This window comes from Bacillus sp. 03113 (genome assembly GCF_006546985.1).
Lineage (GTDB): Bacteria > Bacillota > Bacilli > Bacillales > Cytobacillaceae > VATK01.
This window is the reverse complement of record NZ_VATK01000014.1, coordinates 81,713-106,798: the sequence shown is the minus strand read 5'-3', so window position 1 is coordinate 106,798 and position 25,086 is coordinate 81,713. Positions and strand designations below refer to the sequence as shown.

General features: G+C 36.1%; 25 protein-coding genes. 23 read left to right on the top strand and 2 right to left on the bottom strand.

Annotated features, from left to right (window positions below; translation table 11 throughout):
* Positions 1 to 41 precede the first annotated feature (41 nt).
* The 7 genes from FDO66_RS14635 (at position 42) to FDO66_RS14605 (ending at position 6,198) form a co-directional block, all read left to right on the top strand.
* A complete protein-coding gene (locus tag FDO66_RS14635; RefSeq protein WP_181444586.1) occupies positions 42 to 746 on the top strand; it encodes a hypothetical protein in 705 nt (234 codons plus the stop codon).
* Positions 747 to 915: 169 nt separating this feature from the next.
* The gene (locus FDO66_RS14630) at positions 916 to 1,536 is read left to right on the top strand and encodes a stage V sporulation protein AA (protein WP_141433420.1); all 621 of its coding nucleotides are present in this window, start codon (positions 916 to 918) and stop codon (positions 1,534 to 1,536) included.
* Positions 1,526 to 1,948: a stage V sporulation protein AB gene (locus FDO66_RS14625; protein ID WP_141433392.1), complete on the top strand. Its 423-nt coding sequence runs from the start codon at positions 1,526 to 1,528 to the stop codon at positions 1,946 to 1,948. Before FDO66_RS14630 ends, FDO66_RS14625 begins: the two co-directional genes overlap by 11 nt.
* 21 nt (positions 1,949 to 1,969) lie before the next feature.
* The gene (gene spoVAEA / locus FDO66_RS14620; protein ID WP_141433391.1) at positions 1,970 to 2,551 is read left to right on the top strand and encodes a stage V sporulation protein SpoVABEA; all 582 of its coding nucleotides are present in this window, start codon (positions 1,970 to 1,972) and stop codon (positions 2,549 to 2,551) included.
* Positions 2,544 to 4,010: a spore germination protein gene (locus FDO66_RS14615; RefSeq protein ID WP_395939791.1), complete on the top strand. Its 1,467-nt coding sequence runs from the start codon at positions 2,544 to 2,546 to the stop codon at positions 4,008 to 4,010. Before spoVAEA ends, FDO66_RS14615 begins: the two co-directional genes overlap by 8 nt.
* Before the next feature lie 186 nt (positions 4,011 to 4,196).
* Positions 4,197 to 5,516, top strand: a complete 1,320-nt coding sequence (gene lysA, locus FDO66_RS14610; RefSeq protein ID WP_141433389.1) for a diaminopimelate decarboxylase — start codon at positions 4,197 to 4,199, stop codon at positions 5,514 to 5,516.
* 325 nt (positions 5,517 to 5,841) lie between these two features.
* Positions 5,842 to 6,198, top strand: a complete 357-nt coding sequence (locus FDO66_RS14605) for a GNAT family N-acetyltransferase (protein WP_141433388.1) — start codon at positions 5,842 to 5,844, stop codon at positions 6,196 to 6,198.
* A gap of 53 nt (positions 6,199 to 6,251) precedes the next feature.
* On the opposite strand, the gene FDO66_RS14600 is transcribed toward FDO66_RS14605, so the two are convergent.
* Entirely contained in the window at positions 6,252 to 6,770 is a 519-nt protein-coding gene (locus FDO66_RS14600; RefSeq protein ID WP_141433419.1) for a DUF309 domain-containing protein, read from the bottom strand.
* A 238-nt stretch (positions 6,771 to 7,008) separates the two neighbouring features.
* On the opposite strand from FDO66_RS14600, the gene FDO66_RS14595 reads away from it, so the two are divergent.
* The 16 genes from FDO66_RS14595 to FDO66_RS14520 all read left to right on the top strand — a co-directional run bounded on the left by FDO66_RS14595 (position 7,009) and on the right by FDO66_RS14520 (position 23,127).
* Complete coding sequence (locus FDO66_RS14595) at positions 7,009 to 7,761, top strand: segregation/condensation protein A (RefSeq protein WP_141433387.1); 753 nt, start codon at positions 7,009 to 7,011, stop codon at positions 7,759 to 7,761.
* A 3-nt stretch (positions 7,762 to 7,764) separates the two neighbouring features.
* On the top strand, positions 7,765 to 8,346 hold the full coding sequence (scpB, locus tag FDO66_RS14590) for an SMC-Scp complex subunit ScpB (protein WP_141433386.1): 582 nt from the start codon (positions 7,765 to 7,767) through the stop codon (positions 8,344 to 8,346).
* 139 nt (positions 8,347 to 8,485) lie between these two features.
* Positions 8,486 to 9,379, top strand: a complete 894-nt coding sequence (locus FDO66_RS14585) for a superoxide dismutase (protein ID WP_141433385.1) — start codon at positions 8,486 to 8,488, stop codon at positions 9,377 to 9,379.
* 120 nt (positions 9,380 to 9,499) lie between these two features.
* The gene (locus FDO66_RS14580; RefSeq protein WP_258535738.1) at positions 9,500 to 10,696 is read left to right on the top strand and encodes an MFS transporter; all 1,197 of its coding nucleotides are present in this window, start codon (positions 9,500 to 9,502) and stop codon (positions 10,694 to 10,696) included.
* Positions 10,697 to 10,773: 77 nt separating this feature from the next.
* A complete protein-coding gene (locus FDO66_RS14575) occupies positions 10,774 to 11,928 on the top strand; it encodes a D-alanyl-D-alanine carboxypeptidase family protein (RefSeq protein ID WP_141433384.1) in 1,155 nt (384 codons plus the stop codon).
* On the top strand, positions 11,921 to 12,508 hold the full coding sequence (locus FDO66_RS14570; protein WP_141433383.1) for a nucleoside recognition domain-containing protein: 588 nt from the start codon (positions 11,921 to 11,923) through the stop codon (positions 12,506 to 12,508). The genes FDO66_RS14575 and FDO66_RS14570 overlap by 8 nt, the downstream gene beginning before the upstream one ends.
* A 6-nt stretch (positions 12,509 to 12,514) precedes the next feature.
* Positions 12,515 to 13,051 (top strand): spore maturation protein, encoded by a 537-nt coding sequence (locus tag FDO66_RS14565; protein WP_141433382.1) that lies wholly within the window; start codon positions 12,515 to 12,517, stop codon positions 13,049 to 13,051.
* 152 nt (positions 13,052 to 13,203) lie between these two features.
* Complete coding sequence (rluB, locus tag FDO66_RS14560; protein WP_141433381.1) at positions 13,204 to 13,923, top strand: 23S rRNA pseudouridine(2605) synthase RluB; 720 nt, start codon at positions 13,204 to 13,206, stop codon at positions 13,921 to 13,923.
* Between the two features lie 96 nt (positions 13,924 to 14,019).
* Positions 14,020 to 14,544 (top strand): thiol-disulfide oxidoreductase ResA, encoded by a 525-nt coding sequence (resA, locus tag FDO66_RS14555; protein ID WP_141433380.1) that lies wholly within the window; start codon positions 14,020 to 14,022, stop codon positions 14,542 to 14,544.
* Between the two features lie 19 nt (positions 14,545 to 14,563).
* Positions 14,564 to 16,183, top strand: a complete 1,620-nt coding sequence (gene resB / locus FDO66_RS14550) for a cytochrome c biogenesis protein ResB (RefSeq protein WP_141433379.1) — start codon at positions 14,564 to 14,566, stop codon at positions 16,181 to 16,183.
* 11 nt (positions 16,184 to 16,194) lie between these two features.
* Entirely contained in the window at positions 16,195 to 17,379 is a 1,185-nt protein-coding gene (gene ccsB, locus FDO66_RS14545; protein WP_141433378.1) for a c-type cytochrome biogenesis protein CcsB, read from the top strand.
* A 42-nt stretch (positions 17,380 to 17,421) separates the two neighbouring features.
* Entirely contained in the window at positions 17,422 to 18,138 is a 717-nt protein-coding gene (locus tag FDO66_RS14540; protein ID WP_141433377.1) for a response regulator transcription factor, read from the top strand.
* Positions 18,135 to 19,910 carry an ATP-binding protein gene (locus FDO66_RS14535; RefSeq protein WP_141433376.1) on the top strand — a complete coding sequence of 592 codons (1,776 nt, stop codon included), beginning with the start codon at positions 18,135 to 18,137 and terminating at the stop codon, positions 19,908 to 19,910. Before FDO66_RS14540 ends, FDO66_RS14535 begins: the two co-directional genes overlap by 4 nt.
* A 340-nt stretch (positions 19,911 to 20,250) precedes the next feature.
* Positions 20,251 to 20,802 carry an RNA polymerase sigma factor SigX gene (sigX, locus tag FDO66_RS14530; protein WP_141433375.1) on the top strand — a complete coding sequence of 184 codons (552 nt, stop codon included), beginning with the start codon at positions 20,251 to 20,253 and terminating at the stop codon, positions 20,800 to 20,802.
* Positions 20,777 to 21,967, top strand: a complete 1,191-nt coding sequence (locus FDO66_RS14525) for a GerMN domain-containing protein (protein WP_141433374.1) — start codon at positions 20,777 to 20,779, stop codon at positions 21,965 to 21,967. The genes sigX and FDO66_RS14525 overlap by 26 nt, the downstream gene beginning before the upstream one ends.
* Before the next feature lie 299 nt (positions 21,968 to 22,266).
* Entirely contained in the window at positions 22,267 to 23,127 is an 861-nt protein-coding gene (locus tag FDO66_RS14520) for a M23 family metallopeptidase (protein WP_141433373.1), read from the top strand.
* Positions 23,128 to 23,405: 278 nt separating this feature from the next.
* Here FDO66_RS14520 and serA read toward each other — a convergent pair whose 3' ends face one another.
* Positions 23,406 to 24,980 carry a phosphoglycerate dehydrogenase gene (gene serA, locus FDO66_RS14515; RefSeq protein ID WP_141433372.1) on the bottom strand — a complete coding sequence of 525 codons (1,575 nt, stop codon included), beginning with the start codon at positions 24,978 to 24,980 and terminating at the stop codon, positions 23,406 to 23,408.
* Positions 24,981 to 25,086 lie beyond the last annotated feature (106 nt).

Sequence of the window (25,086 nt, the reverse complement as noted above, 5' to 3'; positions counted from 1 at the left end):
ATCCAATTGTTTTATTATCTCATGTAAAGGAAGGGGGATAAATGAGAAAGTCCAAGTGGTTGAAATGGATCATTGGTAGTGCGATCATTCTCATCATCGTTCTTATAGTTGAAGATGTGCGAGCAACTGAAAAAGTGCAATTAACCGGATTTTGGAGCAGCTTCCCAACATGGATTGTAGTTCGAGTACTTGGCCTTATTTCTTATGGTTTTATTTTCATTGGAATTAGTCTTGGGATTATTTATAGCATGCCTATTTGGAAGGGAAAAATAAAGGCAAATCTTTATAAGCTCCATTCTATTGTAACCATAAGTGGCCTATTTTGCGGAATGCTGCACCCAATATTGCTTGTCATTGATCAGTATTTAACCTTTTCTTGGCTAGAATTGCTTATTCCTTTTATTGCCCCAAGCAAACCGATCCTATACGGATTTGGAACGTTAACAGTCTATTGTATGCTCATCATCCTGTTATCGACAGATTTAAGAAGTAAGCTTTCAAAAAAAGTATGGCATACCATACATATGGGGGCCTATCCTGTATATATATTGGCTCTGGCTCATGGAATTCTTGGGGGAATAGATGCAAAAAATATTTGGATTTTTCTAATGTATGTAATTTCTTTTAGCTTCATCCTTATCTTGATGACCATTCAAATGATGTTGATAAATAAGAAGAAAAGACAAAATAAATTAAATCACCTAAGCGATACGAACTTAATAAAAAGACTAGAAAATAGATTTTGACAATCCATTTTACCCTTCTAAACATGCACAATAGCCAACCTTATTTGGCTATTTCTTCTTTTCTCTTCTCAAGTTTTCTCTAATTCTTTTCCATTTATTGGTCTTCATGAAAATATTGTCTATGACGAAACCTAATTTTGAGGATATGAATGTGTGGGAAGTGATAAAAATCGAAAATACAATTTATCTTAGAATGCGGCATCGTATTCAAGTTCGACCACATGATAAAGTTTTTCTTAACGATGTAGCCCAGATTATTGCGGAGGAGTCGATGGATAAAGAACTAAATAAGCTATTTATTTATCAAGTATCCGATCAAGATCAAAATATTATCATTATAGATGTGACAAGGGTTATAAAAGAAATATTAAAGCTAGATCGAACAATTAATATACAAACTCTTGGTCCGATGCAAACGATCGTTGAGGTCGTTTATAAAAAAAAAGGTGCTGCGTTACCTTTGTTTCTACTCATATGGTTCCTGTTATTTATTGGAGCAGCTTTAGCTATTATGAATTTTCATGAAGATGTAAGCATGCAAGCCGTTCAACAGCGTATATATACGATAATCACTGGAAAAGTAGAAAAAAAACCGCTTCTATTCCAAATCCCGTATTCACTTGGGCTAGGTTTAGGGATGATTATTTTCTTTAATCATGTATTTAAAAAGCGCCTGAATGAAGAGCCGAGCCCACTTGAAGTTGAAATGTTTAATTATCAACAGGACTTAGATCAATATGTCATTATGAATGAAAACAAAGAAAGCATGAAAAAACTTGATGACCATTAAAATCATGATTGTCATTTTTATCGGCTTTGCAGGTGGATTAGGAGTTGGTTCTGGCTTTGTTGCTTTTTTAACCGTTCTTGGGATTATTCCACGATTAACACAGTTATCCAAAACAATGAAGAAAATTCAAGAGTATGAATGGGCAGTTGTTTTTGGTGCCATAATGGGTACATTCGCAAGCTTGTGGGATCCCGCTTTTACTTTATCGCCTTTCTTATTAATTATTATCGGCTTAGCAGACGGTGTCTTTATTGGTATGCTTGCTGCTGCATTAACGGAGGTGTTAAATGTTTTCCCAATTCTAGCGAAGAGATTAAGAATAGATGATCGGATAGTCGTCTTATTAATGGCTATTGTACTTGGGAAAATATGCGGATCTTTATTTCAATGGATTTATTTTATAGACCATTAACATAAGAAAGGAAGTGAGGGAATGGATAAACGGAGGAAGGTTATATTAATTACTGACGGTGATAAATATGCGCGTAAGGCAGTTGAGCATGTGGCAAGAGATATTGGTGGAAGATGTATAACAATGTCTTGTGGTAATCCCTCCGTTTTATCGGGACCTGATATTGTCAAGCTTATTAAAAAGGCACACCATGATCCAGTTCTCGTAATGTTTGATGACAGTGGTTTCGTTGGTGAGGGGCAAGGTGAAACAGCCCTAAAATATGTCGCAAAACATCCAGATATTGAAGTATTAGGCGTGCTTGCAGTAGCCTCAAAAACAAAACAAGAAGAATGGACTAAAATCGATTTTTCCATTGATCAGTTTGGAGATATTACTGCCTTTGGGGTAGATAAGTATGGATTCCAAGAAATGGACATAGGGAGAATGAATGGGGATACCGTTTATTGCTTAGACGAGCTGGATATTCCAATTATTGTAGGAATAGGCGATATAGGAAAAATGGCTAAAAAAGATCATTATGAATCTGGTGCACCTATAACAAGAAAAGCAGTGGAACTTATTCTAGAAAGGAGCGGCTATTCATATGAACAGCATGAATAATCAAATAAGCATCCCTCCATCTTTAAATGAAATAGAAGAATATATGAAAAATAGAGTCGGCCTTGGTGAAAGCTTTGATTTGGATGCAAGAAAGCTAAAGATTTTAAAGAAGAATGTACATATTTATTATTTAAATGGATTAAATGATACACGATTTATTATGGAAATTATCGAGCAGCTTGTTGAAATTAATGATCATGAAAAGCTTTCTACTCATTTATTTTCCATTATTGAAAATCGATTGGTTCATCAATCGGTTACTCAAATAGAAACTTTAAATGAATTTGTTGATCAGGTTTTGTCGGGATTAATTGTTATTGCTGTTGAAGGAGAAACGAAAGCTTTTACGGTCGATGTCAGAAGCTATCCAGGCAGAACTCCGCAAGAACCGGATACTGAAAAAGTAGTACGTGGATCAAGGGATGGCTTTGTAGAAAATATTGTTGTCAATACAGCTTTAACAAGAAGAAGAATTAGAGATGAACGGCTTCGTTTTGAGATGTTTAAAGTAGGAGAAAGATCCAAAACAGCAGTCGCTATCGGTTATATTAAAGACATTGCCGATCCAGATTTAATTAGCGTGCTTAAAAAAGAGCTGGAAGCCATAAAAATTGACGGGCTGACCATGGCTGATAAAACAATAGAAGAATTCCTATTTAAGCAGGGATACAATCCATATCCGCTTGTTCGGTATACGGAGCGCGCAGATGTTGCAGCTACACATATACTTGAAGGGCATGTCATTATCTATGTAGACACTTCGCCGAGTGTTATTATTACGCCAACCACTATCTTTCATCATTTACAGCATGCAGAAGAATATCGTCAATCACCTGGAGTTGGGACATTTGTTCGCTGGGTAAGATTTATTGGTGTGATTGCCTCGCTTTTTTTACTACCTATGTGGCTTTTATTTGCATTGGAGCCTTCTTTGCTGCCGGAAAAAATCGCGTTTATTGGACCAAATGAAACAACGAATATCCCAATAGTGGTCCAGCTGTTTTTAGCTGATATTGGGATTGAATTTCTAAGAATTGCTGCCATTCATACACCTACACCGCTTTCTACTGCAATGGGATTAATTGCTGCAGTATTAATTGGACAAATTGCCATTGATGTAGGATTATTTGTGTCTGAAGTGATCTTATATGTTTCTGTTGCTGCAATTGGAAATTATTGTACACCGAGCTATGAGCTTAGTATTGCCAATAAGATCGCTAGACTTGTGTTATTGATCATTGTCGCAATGTTTCATACGCCAGGCTTTGTTATTGGATTTACACTCTATATTTTATGGCTAATAAATATACGTTCCTTGAATACTCCTTATTTATGGCCATTTTTACCATTTAATCCAAAAGCGTTTGCACAGATTATTTTAAGAAGATCGATAGCAGGATCCGTTACTCGTCCAAGCATTGTACATCCTAGAGATCGTTATCGCCAGCCGGTCAAATGACATACTAAATAGCATAGAGTTAATCAATTACGATTGCGATTTTATACAAGATATGATAAGTTATTGTTAATTTCATTCAATAGAAAAAGAAAAATGGATAGACAGTTGTCTTATTAGATGCTGTCTATTTATTTCATTATATTAGAAAATAGAATGTATAAGCATTTAACGGAATGAGGGGAAAGTATGTATTTTCATGGTACCACAAAAGTGAACGCTAAGGGTCACTTAGAAATAGGCGGCGTTGATACAGTTGAAATAACAAAAGAATTTGGAACTCCGGTGTATGTATATGATGTTTCTTTAATTCGAGAAAGAGCTCGAGGCTTTAAACAAACATTTGATCAACTTGACATAAAAGCACAGGTAGCCTATGCGAGTAAGGCTTTTTCGACATTAGCGATGGTTCAACTAGCAAATGAGGAAGGTCTTTCACTTGATGTGGTTTCTGGTGGGGAGCTTTATACTGCTATTGCAGCTGATTTTCCTGTAGAACGAATTCATTTTCATGGTAATAATAAAAGTAAAGAAGAGCTAGAAATGGCTTTAGATTATAATATCGGCTGTATTGTGGTTGATAATTTCTACGAATTAGAATTACTTCATTCAATTTGTGAAAAAAGAGAAACAAAGACAAATATACTTCTGAGGGTAACACCGGGTATTGAAGCCCATACACATGACTATATTTTAACAGGACAAGAAGATTCTAAATTTGGGTTTGATTTACAAAATGGGCAAGCTGAAGAAGCTTTATTAAAAGCGATCCAATCTCCATGGTTAAACCCTTTAGGCATTCATTGTCACATAGGATCTCAAATTTTTGGGACAACAGGTTTCATTTTAGCTGCCCAAAAAATATTTGAAAAATTAAACGAATGGATGCAAGCCCATGCATATGAACCGACCGTACTTAATTTAGGTGGTGGCTTTGGAATTCGCTATACGAGTGAAGATGAACCAATTCCTCCTGCAAAATATGTTGAAGAAATCATTCTTGAAGTTAAGCAACAAGTAAAAAAATACTCAATGAGAATGCCGGAAATTTGGATTGAACCAGGACGTTCTTTAGTTGGAGATGCTGGTACTACTTTATATAAGATTGGTTCTCGTAAAGAAGTTCCGAATGTTAGACAATATTTAGCGATTGATGGTGGGATGAGCGATAATATTAGACCTGCCTTATATCAAGCAAAATATGAAGCGGTTCTTGCGAATAAACCATTAGATAAAGCGGACGAGACCGTTTCAATTGCAGGGAAGTGCTGTGAATCAGGCGATATGCTTATTTGGGATTTGCCTTTGCCAAAGACAACGGATGAAGATGTTTTAGCTGTATTTTGTACAGGTGCTTATGGTTATTCAATGGCAAATAACTATAATCGCATTCCAAGACCGCCAGTTGTATTTGTTGAAAATGGTGTTGCAAAACTTGTTGTGAAGCGTGAAACATTTGAGGATCTTATTCGATTTGATGTACCTCTAAAAGAAAAAGTAAAAAATTAAGCTGTCTTATATGACAGCTAATTTTTTTGAAAAGTAAAGAAAATGCTAGTGCATTTCTATTAGTCTAGCTACTGGTGCCATCTGCTCGAGTCATAAATCAAATCACTCCAAAAAATCAGGATTTTTTGCGTAATTCGCCTTATGCTTTTCTTATTTTTGTGTTTTTAACTGAAAATAAGCCTATATCAAAACTAATAATTGAAGAATTGCTGTGAATTATGTATGATATAAAAGGTACGATGATGTAGGAGATAAATGGTTTGGATATACGAAAAAATGGGAAAAATAGGATGAAATACGGTTTATTTAATAATGAGGGATAATCATGATTATTCGATACAAAAAAACATTTGAGAAGATTGCTATGGGCTTATTGTCTTTTATGCCAGATGAAAGAGATTTAAAGAAGCTGCAGCAAACGATCAAACAATATGAAACAGAAGATAATTGGCAGTTGTTTTTATGGAAACAGGATGAAGATATTATAGGTCTTATTGGTGTGATTTTTCTTGATCAAGCAAAACTCCAAATTCAACATATTACAGTTAATCCGTCTTATAGACAACAAGGAATTGGAAAATCAATGGTGAAGGCTTTAAAAGAAATGTATCCAGATAAACAATTTACTGCGAATGATTATACAGTAGCTTTTATTGATAAATGCGATATAAATGGTGAATGAAAAGGCAAAGAATAAAAGATTCTTTGCCTTTTCACATTCTATAAACAGCTATTTCACCTCAATCGCCGTGCTTTTAAGGCATCAGCTCTTTCTTGTATCACAAGGCTGCGATCTCTCCTCAAATGACGGTGGACGATATCCATATTTGAAAGGTCACTTACCTGCTGCCATCTGATCTGAAGTCTGTCACATAAAGAACGACAACGATGAATCAGAAGCTGATCATAGATCGGTAAATTTATGCTTTGATATGGCTCGTTAGCTTCTATGTTTTTTAATCTTTGCTTGAGCTGCTCTAATAACACTTCAGAATCTATTCCGAGATCATTGATTTGGTGCTTTTGTTTTATAAAAATGCTTAATGCTTTTTGTAGTGTTTTTTTGGCACCAATCTTATTATTTCTTCGATAATGGTAGTTTGATACAGACAGCAGAATGAATGCCACCCATATGGACTCTTTATTGGCTCTATCTACTGTTTTCCAGTATTCTTCTAAAATTTCATGGCATTCAAAATAATCGCGGTCACCATGAAAATGAATCAAATAGTTAATATATTCTGTAGGATACATAATCAATCATTTCTCTCCTTTGAAGCAATACATTAAGTGTAGCATAACCTTGATGATTGTTCTAATGGGTTTGACGATTTATACGTATACGTGTCATAATTTTTCATTGGACAACTATAAAGAATGCTCTATACTTATGATAGCTAATTGAGAGATACCCATATGTTAAGTAAAAACACTGTTTGGTCACCCTCAATCGATTTGAAAATTTTGTTAGAAAGAAACTTTGGTGAGAGTCATGCAATATAACGTAAAAATTGATGCTTTTGAAGGTCCGCTGGATTTGCTTCTACATCTAATTAATCGACTTGAAATAGATATTTACGATATTCCTGTTTCAGAAATAACAGAGCAGTATCTTTTGTATATACATACGATGAAGGAGCTTGAACTGGATGTTGCGAGTGAATATTTAGTAATGGCAGCAACCTTGCTTGCGATTAAGAGCAAGATGCTTCTTCCAAAACATGAAGAAGAACAGCTAGAGGACGATGAGTTCCTTGAAATGGAAGATGATCCAAGGGATGAGCTAGTTGAAAAGTTGATCGAATATCGAAAATACAAAGAAGCAGCAGAAGACTTAAAAGAGCTAGAACATGAACGTGGTCTCATGTTTACAAAGCCACCTACCGACCTTTCAGATTATTCAAAGGAAATTCAGAAAGAGTCGCAAGAATTGGATGTTACGCTTTATGATATGCTCGCTGCTTTTCATAAGCTTTTAAGAAGAAAAAAAATTCAAAAACCATTGTCCACCAAAATAACTAGACAAGAAATCCCAATAGAAAAGAAAATGGATCAAATTCTTGAGATACTGAAAACTGGAAAAAGGCGCAGAAGCTTTTATGAACTTTTTCCCGTCTCAGATCGTGAGCATATTGTGATCACTTTCTTAGCTATTTTAGAGCTGATGAAAAGAAAACAAATTTTCCTCGAACAAAAGTCTAATTTTGCTGAAATTTTTGTATCTCATAAGAAAGGTGAAGAATAAGAGATGGATCATTGGAAAGGTATTGTCGAAAGTCTTCTATTTGCAGCTGGGGATGAAGGCCTTACGATTAAACAGCTCTCACAAGTGCTTGAAATAGATGAATTAACAGTTCAAACGTTTTTGTATGATTTTATGAAGGAATATGAAGACAATCATGAACGTGGAATAATCATTGTTGAGCTTGCAGGTACTTATCAGTTTGCAACGAAAAAAGAAAACTCTCCTTATTTAAAAAAATTTATTGAATCACCTCATACCTCTTCATTATCACAAGCAGCGTTGGAAACATTAGCGATTATCGCTTATAAGCAGCCGATCACCAGAGCTGAAATTGAAGAGATCAGAGGAGTAAAAACCGAGCGCCCTTTACAAACGCTTGCGGCTAAGGTGTTGATTAAAGAGGTTGGGAGAGCAGAAGGAACAGGGAGAGCCTATTTATATGGAACAACGAAAGAATTCTTAGATTACTTTGGTTTGAAGAGTTTAGAGGAACTGCCATCTTTACCTGATATGATTGAGGAAGATGGGATTCAGGAGGATGCGGATTTGTTTTTTGAAAAGTTTCAAGAGACAATTGATGCTTAATTTAAAATAAATGATTTTTACGGACTGTATCATGTGACGATGCAGTCTTTTTTAAATTTTTCCACATACGATTGAATAATGAGGATGCCTCGATTAACCAGGAAGATCGTGTAAATTAACATCAAGAGGGGTGGAAGAATTGAGAAGCTTTCAAGATTATTTAAAAGAAGTATCACAATGGAATTACGAACTGCGAGCTTTTCTAGAAGGAGCCAATATTCAAAAAGAGGAAGAGGTTTGGATGCAGCTGAATCACTTTTCAGCCATTATGGATCAAATTGAAAACAAAGAATTAGATGTACCTGATTTGTTGCGTATTCAAGAACAAGTAGAGGAGCTACATGAGAAAATGGAAGAGTATGTAACTAATAGGCAGCAGTTAGGGAACATTTTTATGAATGAATCATTTGTTCCGGCTGGTGGTCATTCACTTCCCCCTTTACCTTATGCGTATAATGCACTTGAACCTTATATAGATGAAGAAATTATGAGGCTGCACCATACAAAGCATCATCAAGCATATGTCGATGGATTAAATAAAGCAGAAAAGATGCTTGAGCAAGCGAGATTATCCAAGGATTTCTCTCTTGTGAAGCATTGGTCTCGTGAGCTGGCGTTTAATGGATCTGGACATTACTTGCATACTATTTTTTGGAGTAACATGAGTCCAAATGGTGGAGGAAAGCCAAGTGGATCATTATTAAAAGAAATAAATAAATATTTTGGTAGCTTTGAGGCATTTAAACAACAATTTACAGAAGCAGCAAAACAAGTCGAAGGTGTGGGGTGGGCAATACTCGTTTGGTCACCCAGATCTCGTCATTTAGAAATTTTACAAGCGGAAATGCATATGGACCTCACTCAATGGGATACAATCCCGTTATTAGTTTTAGATGTTTGGGAGCATGCCTATTATCTGCAATATAAAAATAATCGACAAGAATATATAAACAATTGGTGGGAGGTTGTCAATTGGAAGGATGTTGAAGAAAGATTTCAAAAAGCTAGTCAGCTAAAATGGAGGCCGTATTAGTAAAAACGAGGGTAGTCGCTTTCGTTTTTATTTTTTTTAGAGGGATGACAAACACATTGAATTAGATTATTATCAAATTAGATGATTATCTAATTAAATGTGTTTTGAGGTGTAGGGCAAATGATTTCTTTATTAAGAAAAGAAAAAATTTATTCAAAAATTTTTTTGGCAGGTTTAGTAAATGGAATAGGTGATCGATTTAGTCAGGTGGCGGTGTTAGCCTTGCTGCTAAATCTGACTGAATCAGGGATTGGCGTGGGGATTGCATTAGCTATTAGAGTGTTGCCGTTTTTATTATTTGGACCGATCAGTGCATGGCTTGTTAATCGATTTACTAAAAAATGGATTCTAGTAGCGGCAGATTTTATTCGCATTTTCGTTTCTCTTTCGCTTCTTTTTGTTCATTCCGAGGAAGAAATTTGGGTGATTTATGCAAGTACTTTTTTATTAGCAGCGGGTGAAGCCATTTATTCACCTATAAGAAAATCCGTCATACCAGAAGTAGTGGAGCAAAAAAATATTGTTCGAATCAATGGTTTAGAGCAAGTGATGGTAGGGATTATTCTAATCCTTGGAGCATTTATAGGGGGCTATTTTTCATACTTGTTCGGACCAAAAGCTTCCTTTGTCATTAACAGTGTATCTTTTTTTATAGCATGTATGATTCTATCAACGCTAACTTTTACTGAAAGAGGAAAAGAACAGCACCAAGAGGCAAAAAAAATAAATATCATAACATTGTTTTTTAGTTCTTTTCTATTACAAATCATTCTTCTTTTGGAGATCCTCGTTCCTTTATTTAGCGGAATAGATAATGTTCTGATAAGTGTCTATGCGGTTAAGGAGTATCTATTAGGTGATATAGGAGTCGGTTTGTTTTACAGTGCTCTTGGAATAGGGCTTATGCTTAGTTATACAGTCGCACGATTCATACAGTCCAGGTTCCTTTATATTGGCTTGCTTGTATTAATGCTAGAAGGAGCGTTCATTATGGTGCAAAGTCAATCACAGTCACCTTTATTTGCTTTCTGTCTTTTTTGTTTTGCCGCTTTTTGTGGAGGAATTGGCAGTACATGTTTTGATTCGATAATCATGAAGCGTGTACCCATTCACCAACAAGGCGTCTTGTTTAGTTTATTGGCTACAATTAGCAACACGACAATAGGATTGTCGATGTTGGCCACGGGGTTCATTCTGGATTTGGTTGCGCCCCGGATGCTTGGCTTATTTGCTGGCCTTGGTTTTTTTATTACAGGCGCAAGTCTACTAAGCATAGCTGTTATTCATAAAAAAGCTTTAACGGTTCATACACACTAGAAATGGCATATTAGTCATATCCTAACTTGTCCTGCATAAACTTGTACTATTAAAAAAAGAAGACGAGGTATGGCTAAATGAAATTCTATAAGTCTCTTATTATATTCCTTGTTACTGTTTTTATCCTTTTACTCCATCTGCCGCATAAGGTGAAAGCTTCCGTTTCTGTTGGTGCGAAGAGTGCCATATTAATGGATCAAAAAACAGGCCGTATCTTATTTGAAAAAGATGCTTATGAGAAAAGTAGAATTGCCAGTATCACGAAAATTATGACAGCGATTATAGCGATTGAATCCGGAAAAATGAATGATATGGTTAAGGTAAGTGAAAAAGCTGTACAGGCAGAGGGATCGTCCCTCTATTTAATTCCTGGTGAAAAGATAAAATTAAAGGATCTTGTTTATGGGTTGATGCTTCGTTCTGGGAATGATGCAGCGGTTGCAATTGCAGAGCATGTAGGAGGAAGCTTGGACGGGTTTGTTTTTCTTATGAATCAAAAGGCAGCTGAAATTGGGATGAAAAAGACGCATTTTGCAAATCCTCATGGACTGGATGATCATGAGAATCATTATTCAACCGCATATGATATGGCTTTACTCACAAAGTATGCCATGATAAACGATGTGTATCGCAGTATTGCGGGATCAAAGGTATACCGAGCCCCTCATCCAACAGAAGAGTGGGACAGAGTATGGAAAAATAAAAATCGTTTATTAACTGAGTTTTATGAATATTCAACCGGAGGGAAAACAGGCTACACCAAAAGAGCAAAACGTACACTCGTGAGTACAGCAGAAAAAGGAGATATGAAGTTGATTGTGGTGACTCTTAATGATCCAGATGATTGGAATGACCATATGGCTTTGTTTGATATGGGCTTTAACAACTATCGAATGATCCAAATCATCCCAAAAGGAAAAATCAAAGACATTAAAAATCGTTTTTATAAAAATAAATTATTTGTTCAAAATTCATTTGACTACCCAGTTACTTCTGAAGAGACAGTCCATTTTAAACTTAAATATCAATTGCAAAAACCAAAAAAACGTTGGAGACGACATGATGAAGAAGTTCCTAAAATAGTTGGAAAAGCGATTATTTATTTAGATAATAAACCGGTAAAGAGCATTCCAATTTACTATAAACATAAAGCAGATCACGAGCAACCTGCGTTTATGGAAGTGTATCGCGGAATTTTTATGTCGGTACTTGGAGTGAAAGAAAATGGTTAATCTCATTTGGGTTTTTTTAACAGTGGTCGGCATTGTTTTTGCGATGATCAATGGGACGATGAACGAGGTTAATGCAGCTGTTTTCTCAGGTGCGAAGGAAGCGGTAACCATTTGTATAGGGTTAATTAGTATTCTTGTTTTTTGGTTAGGAATTATGAGAATTGCAGAAGAAGCCGGCTTGTTGGATAAGCTATGTACCTTATTTCGGCCTATTGTAAAAAAACTCTTTCCCGATGTACCAAATAATCATCCAGCGCTTGGATATATTCTCTCTAATATGATGGCTAACATGTTCGGGCTTGGAAATGCCGCTACACCATTAGGGATAAAAGCAATGGAAGAGTTAAGGGAATTAAATGGCGGGAAAAAAGTGGTGACGAGATCCATGATTACATTTTTAGCGATAAACACGTCAAGTTTAACGTTAATTCCTACAACGGTGATTGCTATACGCATGAATTATCACTCACAAGCTCCTACAGAAATTGTGGGCCCTACCTTAATCACTTCAATCATTTCAGCGATTGGTGCTGTATTTATTGATCGATACTTTTATTATCGAAGAACTCGTAGAGGATGAAACATTATGGCAATTATTTCAATCCTTTCGTTATGGCTTGTACCTGTATTAATAGGTTTTATATTACTATACGGTACATATAAAAAAATTCCGACCTATGAAAGCTTTGTTGAAGGTGGCAAGGAAGGGCTTCAAATCGCATTCTCCATTATTCCATTTTTGGTCGGAATGCTGGTAGCTATTTCTGTTTTTCGAGCGTCAGGCGCACTGGAATTCTTTATGAATTTTTTACGTCCTGTACTAGTAGTAATTGGAGTTCCTCCTGAGATAGCGCCACTTGCCTTAATTCGTCCAATATCCGGTAATGCTGCCTTAGGCATGACAAGTGACTTAATGGCGACCTACGGACCAGATTCCTTTATTGGCAGACTGGCATCAACCATTCAAGGAAGTACAGATACAACCTTTTATGTACTAACTGTGTATTTTGGAGCAGTTGGGATCAGAAAGATGGGGGATGCTGTGAAGGTAGGGCTACTAGCAGATTTAGTTGGCATTATTGCCGCGATCATAGTTGTTACTCTGTTTTTTGGAACTAAATAGGACAAAGTGGAAAATAAAGTCTCGTAAAAGGGTACCGATATAGGTATCTTTTTTCATGTTCGTATAACAAGCCTATTCAAAGTCTTTGAAAACGGATAAACTTATGTCATAATTCATTAAGATAGAATTGGAATAACTTAGAGGTGAAATTAATGGAACGATTACAGAAAGTTATTGCTCATGCTGGCTTTGCTTCCAGAAGAAAAGCAGAAGAGTTGATACTAGATGGCAAGGTTAAAGTAAATGGGAAAATAATAAAAGAATTAGGTGTGAAGGTATCACCCTCTGATCGAGTAGAGGTTGAAGGAGTGCCTGTTGAACGGGAAGAACCTGTCTATTTTCTTTTATATAAGCCTAGGGGCGTCATTTCAAGCGTCAATGATGATAAAGGAAGAAAGGTTGTAACCGATTTTTTTCCTGAGATTTCTGAAAGAATCTACCCGGTTGGTCGTCTAGACTACGATACTTCGGGACTTATTTTATTAACGAATGATGGAGAATTTGCGAATATACTCATGCATCCTAGCAACCAAATAGAAAAGGTGTATGTGGCAAAAACGAAAGGAATTCCTTCAAGAGAAAAATTAAAAAGCTTAGAGAGAGGAATTTTGCTAGAGGATGGAAAGACAGCACCGGCTAGAGTGAAAATGATCTCTTTGGATAAGAAAAAGAACACTGCGATCATTGAATTAACCATACATGAAGGACGTAATCGCCAAGTAAGAAGAATGTTCGAAGCGATTGGCCATCCTGTTTTGAAACTAAAGCGCGAACGATACGGATTTTTGAATTTGCATGGATTAGTTGCGGGAGAAGGTCGTGAATTAACCGCACACGAAGTAAAGCAGCTGAGAGTGTTAGCTAAAAAATAAGTTCATAAAAATGTCACATGTGTTAAGCTGTGTAAACAATATCCTTATGGTGATAAATGATATAATAGTATCCAAATGGTAATCGGAGGGGGATCTATGAAAAGCCGGCGTTTACTAATCAGAACAATTATTTTGCTTCTACTAGGAGCTGCAGTAATTTATACTCTTTATGCAAATTGGACGAAAGAGGAAGCAGCAACGGTTTCAGTAGGAAAAAAAGCACCTGATTTTGTATTAGTCGATATGGGTGGGAATCAGCATCGCCTATCTGATTATCAAGGACAAGGAGTGTTACTAAATTTTTGGGGTACATGGTGTAAGCCGTGTGAAAAGGAAATGCCTTATTTGGATTCCGGGTTTCAGAAATTTAAAGAGCAAGGGGTTCAAGTTTTAGCGGTAAACGTTGGAGAATCGGAACTCGCTGTACAGCAATTCATTGATCAGTATAAACTATCATTTCCAGTTGTGATAGACAGTGATAACCAGGTTCAAACTGCTTATGGAATTAATCCGCTTCCTATTACATTTCTAATAGATAAAAATGGGGTAATGGTGAAGTCTTATACGGGAGAGTTGACTGAAAAAATGGTTCAAGATTTTATGGAGCAAATTAAGCCATAAATACCGGGGAGTTATTCGTATGAATGAAGTAAAGTGCGAATGCGGACATATAAATCCTCATGGAACAGTACTTTGTGAAGCATGTGGGAAAGAACTGTCTCCAATAGCTCAAAAGCTGTTAGACATGCGATATGAGGGGAGTGCTCGTCGTTCACAAACCTATCAGAAAACAATTATTGATAAAATATGGGTGTTCTTTTCTTCTGTAAAAGTCGGCATTTGTCTCATTGTGATTACACTAATTGCATCTGCAGTAGGAACTATTCTTCCTCAGGAAATGTATATACCACCTGTCTCAGATACGGCCACTTACTATGAAGATCAATATGGCTTTTTAGGCAAGATTTATTATGTCCTTGGATTTCATCATTTATATGGTTCCTGGTGGTATTTATTATTAATCGCTTCGATAGGAGTATCTTTGGTCATTTGCAGTCTTGATCGTATTGTACCCTTATATCGAGCTTTAAACGCGCAGCGTGTCATCAAAGATGATCATTTTTTAATGAGGCAAAGATTATTTTCAATGACAGAAAAGAAAATAAGTAAAGAAGCTTATCAAAAGTTAAAAGAAAACCTAAAAGCAAAGAGATATCATATTCGGGAAGACAAAAACCATCTCTTAGCTGAAAAAGGCCGTTTTTCTAGATGGGGGCCGTATATCAACCATATTGGTCTTATTATCTTTTTGATTGGTGCCATGCTTAGGTTTGTTCCTGGAATGTATGTAGACGATGTTCTTTGGCTGCGTGAAGGCGAAACGAAGGTTATACCAGATACTAATGGGCAGTATTATATTAAGAATCATCAGTTCCTTTTGGAGGTTTATGATAAAAAAAAGGACAATGAAGTATTCCAAAACGCTATTGATCGAGCTGGTATAGTAGCAAAGAACTATCAAACAAATATTACTTTATATGAGAAGAAAGGGAATAGTCTTCCTGGAGAAAAACCAAAATTAGAAAAAATCAAGGACTATCCAATTCGAGTGAATCAGCCATTGAAATTTGAAGGCTACGCTCTTTATCAGGTAGACTATAAACTAGATGAACTAAATCAAATGTCCTTTGCGCTCATAAGAAAAGAGACACAAGAAGAATTCGGGAGTATAAAGGTTGATTTGTTCCATCCAAAGAAAAAATATGAGCTTCAAAACGGGTACTCTGTAGAGCTTGTTGGCTATTTTCCTGATTTTGAATTCAATGAAGATGGCAAGCCAACGACAAAATCAAAAATCCCGAACAACCCAGCATTTGTTTTTAAAATGTACTCTCCAGAAAAACCAGAAGGAGAAGTAAGCTTTGCTGCTATTATGCAAACGATCGAACCTTCGGGAGATAATCTATACAAAATGGCTTTTAAAGGAGCAGAAACAAAAAATGTTTCAGCTTTAACCGTTCGCAAGGATTTAACATTATGGCTGTTTATCGTTGGGGGAGTGATCTTTATGATTGGGGTCATTCAAGGCAGCTATTGGAACCATCGCCGAATTTGGATTCGTCGGGATGAAGATCAAATTTGGACAGCCGCACATACGAATAAGAATTGGTACGGGTTAAAAAATGAATTAAAAGGAATATTGGTTGAAACAGAAATAAGCGAACCTATTGATCAGTTGCCAGAAAAACGAGATAGTTAAGGAGGCAGAATATGGTAAATTTAAGCAGCAATTTATTATACACAGCCTTTATCCTTTACTTAGCAGCAACGATTTTTTTTGGTGGAGCTATTAAAGATAAAAGAGAAAACCAAAGTAACTTCATGAACAGATGGAGTCAAATAGGGATTCTGATCACTATTTTGGGATTTCTATCACAATTAGGATATTTTGTTATTCGGTGGTTAGCAGGAGGGCATGCTCCTGTAAGCAATCTTTTTGAATTTACGACCTTCTTTGGTATGGCCTTAGTTGGAGCTTTTATCGTTCTCTATTATATATATAAAACGCCTGTACTTGGTTTATTTACCTTACCAGTTGCCATCTTAGTCATTGCTTATGCGAGTATGTTTCCAAGAGATATTTCCCCTTTAATCCCAGCCTTGCAAAGCGATTGGCTTTATATCCATGTTACAACAGCAGCTTTGGGTGAGGCTATTTTATCTGTAAGCTTTGCATCTGCCTTAATCTATCTTGTAAAAGTAGTAGACCAGACTAAAAGAAGTAAACAAACTTTTTGGCTAGAAATCACATTGGTTGGTCTTATATGTGCAATTGGTTTTATAATCGTATCGAGCATTTTCAGTGTTATGGATTATAAAGTATCCTTTAATTGGAAAGATAAAACGAATCAAATCGCTGTCCAAGAATATTCAATTCCAGCTTTTATAGGCCCTAATAAGGGGGAACTGGTAACTGCAGACAGGTTCAAGCCTATAGTAGAGATGCCAGCTTGGATAAATGCGAAAAAATTAAATACAGTTGTATGGTCAATTGGAGTTGGAATTTTCCTCTACGGAATTCTTCGTCTGTTAATTCGTAAAAGATTAGCAGCAACATTAAAGCCCTTGGTAAAACATATAAAATTAGATTTAGTTGATGAAATTAGTTACCGCTCTGTTCTCATTGGATTTCCGGTGTTTACACTAGGTGCCTTAATATTTGCCATGATTTGGGCGCAAATTGCATGGACGCGTTTTTGGGGCTGGGATCCAAAGGAAGTGTGGGCACTCATTACCTGGCTATTCTATGCGGCGTTCTTGCACTTACGTCTTTCAAGAGGCTGGCATGGAGAGAGATCATCTTGGCTAGCTGTCATAGGTTTTATCATTATTATGTTTAACTTAATTGCAGTCAATCTTGTTATTGCAGGATTACATTCATATGCAGGGACATAACGAAAATGCTATTTTAAACTTGCTTAGGGGGTATTTTCATAAATGGAAAATAACACAAAAATATTAATTGTTGATGATGAAGAAAGAATTAGAAGATTACTTAAAATGTATTTAGAGCGTGAACATTACACAATTGACGAAGCTGAGGATGGGAAAGAAGCGCTTGAGAAAGCCTTTGCAACTGATTACGATGTCATTCTTTTAGATCTTATGATGCCTGGAAAAGATGGGATTGAAGTTTGCCAGGAATTAAGGGAGAAAAAGGCAACTCCAGTTATTATGCTTACGGCAAAGGGAGAAGAGGTAAATCGAGTACAAGGCTTTGAAGCTGGTACGGATGATTATATTGTCAAACCGTTTAGTCCGAGAGAGGTTGTGTTAAGGGTTAAGGCTTTACTGCGCAGATCGTCACAAACCACCTATTTGCAAACAGACACAACAACAAAAGATGTTATTGTTTTCCCTCACTTAATGATTGATCATGATGCTCATCGTGTATTAGCTGATGGAATCGAAGTAAGCCTTACTCCAAAGGAATATGAGCTGCTTTACTTTTTAGGTAAATCACCAGATCGTGTATTCGATCGTGAACAATTGTTAAAAGAAGTGTGGCATTATGAGTTTTTTGGCGACTTGAGAACAGTTGACACACACGTTAAGAGACTCCGAGAAAAGCTAAATAAAGTCTCTGAACCAGCAGCTAGAATGATTGTTACAGTGTGGGGCGTGGGCTATAAGTTTGAGGTTGTCCATGAATGATGCTCTGGAGAAGTGTTGTTGGTAAATTATGGATTACTATCATTTTTCTTGTCTCCTTTGTCTTGTTTATCCTTACACTCATGCTTCTAGAATTTTTCGAGAATTACCACATTGATGAGATGAAGAAAAACTTATCAAGTACTGCTACTAAAGTAGCGACCATTTTTGAAAAATATGATGATACCCTCGGTCAAGAAGTTTCATGGGATTTATTGGATGAAAAGATGGGAATGACAATTGCAAAAACAAAAAATGAAGCCTTTCATTCACCAGTTAATTCAAGGAATTTTTCTATTCCAATTTCCTATTTTCTTAAAAATAAAGAACTTTCTCAGGTGTTGATACAAGAAAAAAAGAAAACCATTGTTACAACCTATCATAGAGATCTTAAGGGTTCTAATAAGGAAATAAAGATGGTCATGATCGGAATTCCTTTCCACTCGAAAACAGGGGAAACAGGAGCGGTTTATGTCTATCAGCCTTTTGAGGAAGAGACCACTCGGTCGACGACGAAGTTTATTTTTTTAGCTGCAGGTGTAGCGATTGTGTTGACTACTATTTTTGCGTTTTTCCTTTTATCACGAATCACATCTCCATTGAGGAAGATGCGAGAGGCTGCTTTTGCTGTAGCAAGAGGAAAGTTTGATACAAAGGTTCCCATTTTAACACATGATGAAATTGGAGAATTAGCAACAGCCTTTAATCAAATGGGTAGACAATTAAAATTTAATATGAATGCTCTAAGTCAGGAGAAAGAAAAGCTTTCGAGCATACTAAGCGGAATGGCGGATGGAGTTATTACATTCAGTAGGGATGGGACCATTTTAATTACAAATCCTCCTGCGGAACGATTTCTTCATTATTGGTATTATGAGCAAGATCGGACGCATCAGAATACGGAAGCAATCCCATCACAAGTGATGGATTTATTTCAACTCGCATTGAGCACCGAAGATGAACAAGTAGGCGAGATTTCTCTTCAAGGACGATTCTGGGTTGTTATAGTAAGTCCGTTGTATAATAATACATATATTCGAGGTGCTGTAGCTGTTATTAGGGATATGACTGAAGAAAGAAAACTGGATAAACTCCGAAATGATTTTATTGCCAATGTCTCTCATGAGCTTAGAACACCAATTTCTATGCTCCAGGGCTATAGTGAGGCGATTGTGGATGATATTGCAGGCACGGATGAAGAGAAAAAAGAAATGGCAAGCATCATTTATGATGAATCACTAAGAATGGGTCGTCTTGTAAACGAATTGTTAGATTTAGCAAGAATGGAAGCAGGACATAAGCATTTGAATATAGAAGAAGTAGAATTACATCCTTATATTCAAAGGATCATTAGAAAATTTCAAGGTTTAGTAAAAGAAAAAGAGATCATGTTACATGTTGAATACAAATGTGAGAATGATATATTCTTTTTTGATCCAGATCGAATGGAGCAGGTTTTAACGAATTTAATTGATAACGCCATACGGCATATATCTTCTGGAGGATCGATTCAAGTCACAGTAACTGAAGATGGCCGTGGACTATCGATTGAAGTAAGTGATACAGGAGAAGGTATTTCAGAAGAAGATTTACCATTTGTTTTTGAGCGTTTTTATAAGGCAGATAAAGCAAGGACAAGAGGTCGGTCAGGAACCGGTTTAGGGCTTGCCATCGCAAAAAATATAATTGAGGCACACAAGGGCAATATAGACGTGCAAAGTAAGCTTGGTCATGGAACGACTTTTACTTTCTTTCTTCCACGAATGAAAGGATAGTATGATACAACAAGAACGAATATTTTTCATAAACGGTTAAATAAGGAAGGAAAAACATCTAATTGTTCCTTCCTTATTTTACTTCAGGGTGCTACCGCTTTTCTAATTGTCTAGCTTCGATGTACCCGATTACGAGTGCCGATGAAGACATAAGGACGTGGCGTCTTAAATCGGTCAGCACCTAGCCCTTGTGAAAAATAACCGAATGTCTCTAAAAAGTAAAAAACACTTTTTGAGCCATTAGAACATTTTTCTTCAGGGCCGATCGAGCTTTTCTTATTAAAAGTGAAACTTTTTGTACATAGAAAACGACTAATTTTGTAAACGGGGAGGTTTATAAATGGACTCCGTTTTTAATGAACTTTATACGAAGTATCATCAGGATGTATTTCAATTTTTATTTTACATGGTAAAGAATAAGGAGCAAGCAGAAGATCTTGTACAGGATGTCTATATCCGTGTTTTGAAATCCTATCAAAAATTTGAGGGGAAAAGCAGTGAGAAAACATGGTTATTTTCTATTGCTAGAAACGTAGCGATTGACTCATTCCGTAAGCAAAAAAGCTTGAAGCAAAGTATCATTGAAAAGTTTGACCTTTCAAAACAGCAAATTAAAGATGATCATCCGATTCCTGAGGAATTGGCGATTCTTAAAGAAGAGGTTCAACTCATCTATCGTTGTCTAGAATATTGTACATTAGACCAAAAAATGGTCATTATTTTAAGATATATACAAGAGCTATCGATTGCAGAAACGGCAGATGCTCTAGAATGGACAGAAAGCAAGGTTAAAACCACTCAGCATAGAGCATTGAAAGTATTGAAAAAGCATATGAGTGAACGGATGGCAAAGGAGGGGACAGTGAGTGAGAAAGTCAGAGTGGAGCGATAATCAACTAGAGGAATGGATTAAACAGCTTCCCAAAGTAAAAGACCCCCGTGACCCCCGCGACATCTATCAAAATATTTCAATTCAAATAAACAAAAGTAGAAGGGTAAATTGGATTATTCCATCGTTTGCAACAGCAGCAGCTTTACTAGTTTTTTTCTTGCTTGTTCCAACCTTCTTAAACGATTCAAGTAACGAAGATAAAAGTAGTGTTGGAGAATCAACTGCTTCAATGGATAAGACGATGAAAAATAGTCTAGATAAGTCAGATATGCGTAAAGCAGAATCGATAAATTTTGACTCGACTCAAAAGGATAGCTTGAATACAGCAGATACAGTTAATGAGGGTACAACTGTAAATGAAGAAGATTTAAAAAACAAAGAGTTACTGATTTATGCTATTCCTTCCCAAGATGCCCAAGTCGTCGTCCCAATTAGTATATTGGTGGAGAAAAATTCTGCTAAGACTAAATTTGACCAATTTAAAGACAATATGCCTAAACTAACTGAGGAAGAGTGGGGACTATCCGATTATTATCCTCTAAATGCAAAGCTTGAATACAAACCTGAGCATAAAAAACTTATTGTGGATGTACCAAATAATCACCAGTATGGAACTGGTTCTGGTTCGGAAATAATGTTTCAAAAAATACTTTCCAGTGAGCTTTTATTAATGAATATCGAGAAGGTAAGTTTAATGACAGATGGACAACAAGGGATCGAATTTGGGAATAAGGGAAAATTATACGAACTATCCGTTACAGATTCCGGGAAGCACGGCTACTTCTTTTACTACCCAAATAAAATGACGGATAAACCGTATCTTGTTCCATCTGATGAACAGTATCAAACGATTCAAGACGCGCTATCAGCTATGAGTTTGAGTAAGGAAGACCACGATTTGAAAGCATCTATACCTAAAGAGTTAAATATTGAAAAAATAAAAGAATCAGACAAAATATTAACGATCTATTTGTCAAATAATACTATTATTCCAGAAGGTTCAAAGGCTCTTCATATGATTGAAGCGATTTTGTTAACGGCAAAGGAATTTAAGTATAGAGCAGTAAAAATTGAAAACGCGAAAGTAAGCCATGTTGGCAAATTTAATTTGGCAAATGAAATGCAAGTTCCTATAGCACCTAATAAAAAAGAAATAAGTGAATAATATCAGATGATAGAAGTGACATAAGTGTATCGTAGTCTCTTTAGAGGCGCTATACACTTTTTTTGTCAAATATTTTTCTTTAGGGCTAATCAAGGCGCTTCCGACGTACAGGATGCACTAGTACCGATGAAGTCATAAGGGCGTGGCATTCTTAATCGGCCGCTTTTCTTTGCATAAAAAAGAAATTTTTGAGCATATAATAACAAATGTGTTGCAAAATATTGCATTTCACGTTGGAAAGTTTTTACTGAAAAAGTTTCACTCATTAACGTAATTAGTTTAGGAGGAAATTTATAGGTATGACAGATTTTGTAATACGTTTGTTTATAACAGGAATTATGGCACTCTGTTTCAGCTTTTTATTTATTGAAGAGAAGCATCCGCAAGCAGAGATCGATGGAACAAATAACTGGATATGGCCAGCGGAAGGAATAATAACGGATACATATGGGACAAGACATGGGCAACATAAAGGAATTGATATTGCTGCAGCCTATGGTTCTCCCGTTTATGCAGTGGACAATGGTGTAATTTCAAAGTCTTACTATTCGAATTCATATGGTCATGTTGTTTTTATTAAACATCCGAACCATACAGAAACGGTTTATGCTCATTTAAAAAAGAGAGAAGTAATGGAAGGACAGTTTGTAAATCAAGGTGAAATCATTGGAGAAATGGGGAATACAGGGGATTCATCCGGTGTTCATCTTCACTTTGAAATGCATCTTGTTAAATGGACGTATAGGAAAGATAACGCTGTTGATCCAGTACTGGCTTTCGGTGATGTGTCAAAAGGTAGTACTGTTTATGCTCTAAATAAAGAGGAAAATGCTGTTGTAGCGGCATCAAAAATAAATCAACAAAAAAACGAGCAAGACAATCATGACATTACGATCAAAAGCCATCAAGTCATGGATGGTGAAACATTATGGTCCATTGCAGAAGCTTATCATTCTTCGGTTGAAAGCATTCGACAAAAAAATGCACTTGAAAATGAACAAATATTTGTTGGACAAACTCTCCTGATATCGATTGGAGAGAATAAACAAGGTTATTCGTTAAATAACAGATCATTAAAGTCCTCACAATCTTCAAAAGAAAGTCATCATGAAAAAGGATCTCAAATTAAGCCATACGAGGTTTATCTTTTACAAAAGTAGTAAATAGGTAATGAAGGGCTAAAAATCAAACAAAAAAAACCGATTGAAAACAAAATTATTGTTCTCAATCGGTTTTTGTGCTTCCGACCAACAGGAAGGAGGTACGAGTGCCGATTTTGCCACAGGACGTGGCGTACTTAATCGGCCGCTTTTCTTGTTGTCCAGCTACAGCGCCTACCCCTTGTGAAAAATAACCTAATGTCTCTAAAAGTAAAAAACACTTTTTGAGCCATTAGGTTATTTTTCTTTAGGCCTGTTCAAGTCGCTTTCGCTTTTCTTTATAGTATTAGTCTATTAATGGATGTGATCTCGTCTAATTGGCTAATCAGAGAAATGTAGAAATCATCAATATCTTTATCAAAGGAAAGAATCATTATGGCTTCTCCACCAGCTGCTTTCCTACCAACTTGCATTGTTGCAATGTTAATTTCATAATCGCCTAATATTCTTCCAACTCGTCCAATAACACCTGGGCGGTCAGTATGTTGAATATAAAGCAAATTACCCTCTGGTAAGAAGTCGATATTAAATCCGTTCAAGAATACAATACGAGGACCATAATTCTCAATATAAGTACCTCTAACTGTAAATGTATTATGGTCGCCTTTTGCAACAGCGGTAATGCAGTTAGAATAACCAAATGTATTCGTTGAAATTTTCTCTCCAATAGTAAGATGTACTTCTTTGGCAGTTAAGATAGCATTGACTTCATTTACTGGAATATCGATTCTGTCATTGAAAAATCCTGCAAGTAATGCTTTTGTTAGATAGGATGTTTCAAGTTCAGTTACAGTTCCTGCATAAGAAATTGAAATTTCATTGATTCCTTCCTTCATACATTGAGCAATGGTTGAACCCATTTGTTTAGCCAATTGATGGAATGGTTTAATTTTTTCAAATACTTCTTTAGATAATGCAGGAAGGTTAATAGAATTTGATACCGGTTTACCCTCTAAGAACAATTTAACTTCCTCTGCAACTTGAGTTGCCACATTTAATTGCGCTTCTTTTGTAGAAGCTCCAAGGTGTGGAGTAACAATAACATTATCAAATTTTAATAATGGATTGTCTGTTGGAGGCTCAACCTCAAATACATCAAGTGCAGCACCTGCAACGTGACCATTTTCAAGAAAGATAGCTAAAGCTTCTTCATCTATAATTCCGCCTCGAGCACAGTTAAGGAAGTACACGCCTTTTTTTGTTTTCTTTAATGTTTCTTCATTAATTAACCCTTTTGTTTCAGCAGTTAAAGGAGTATGAACAGTAATAATATCAGCATTTGCTAATAGTTCATCTAAAGATGAAGGCTGAACCCCAATTTGGATTGCTCTTTCATTTGTTAGAAAAGGATCAAATACACGTACACCCATGCCAAAGACTTTTGCACGTTTAGCTAATTCAGAACCTATTCGACCAAAGCCAATGATTCCAAGTGTTTTTCCGAATAGCTCATTCCCTACAAAAGTATTTCGTTTCCATTCTAAATTTTTGACAGTTTGATGTGCTTGAGGAATATTTCTCATTAAAGAAGCCATCATAGCGAAAGTGTGTTCAGCGGTTGAAATGGTATTACCATTTGGAGCATTAACAACAATAATTCCTCTCTTTGTTGCAGCGCTGATTTCAATATTATCAACACCAACTCCGGCACGAGCCACAATTTTTAAATTAGGCATTTGCTCCATTAATTCTTCAGTCACTTTTGTAGCACTTCTTACAAGTAAGGCATCTATTTCAGAAAGATTAACCTCAGGATCAGTGACCTTTTTTTGAATGATGTTTGCTTCCTTTAATTCTAATAATGGCTGTAATCCTTCTTCACTAATAGCGTCTGCAACTAATATTTGATACATCTTATACACCTGCCATTTTTTAAATGAGTAATTTTCTGAATTTTACAAAAAGAAAACTTTTGACTGATTTGGTGTAAAACCATCAGTCACAATAATAAAGTGAAAC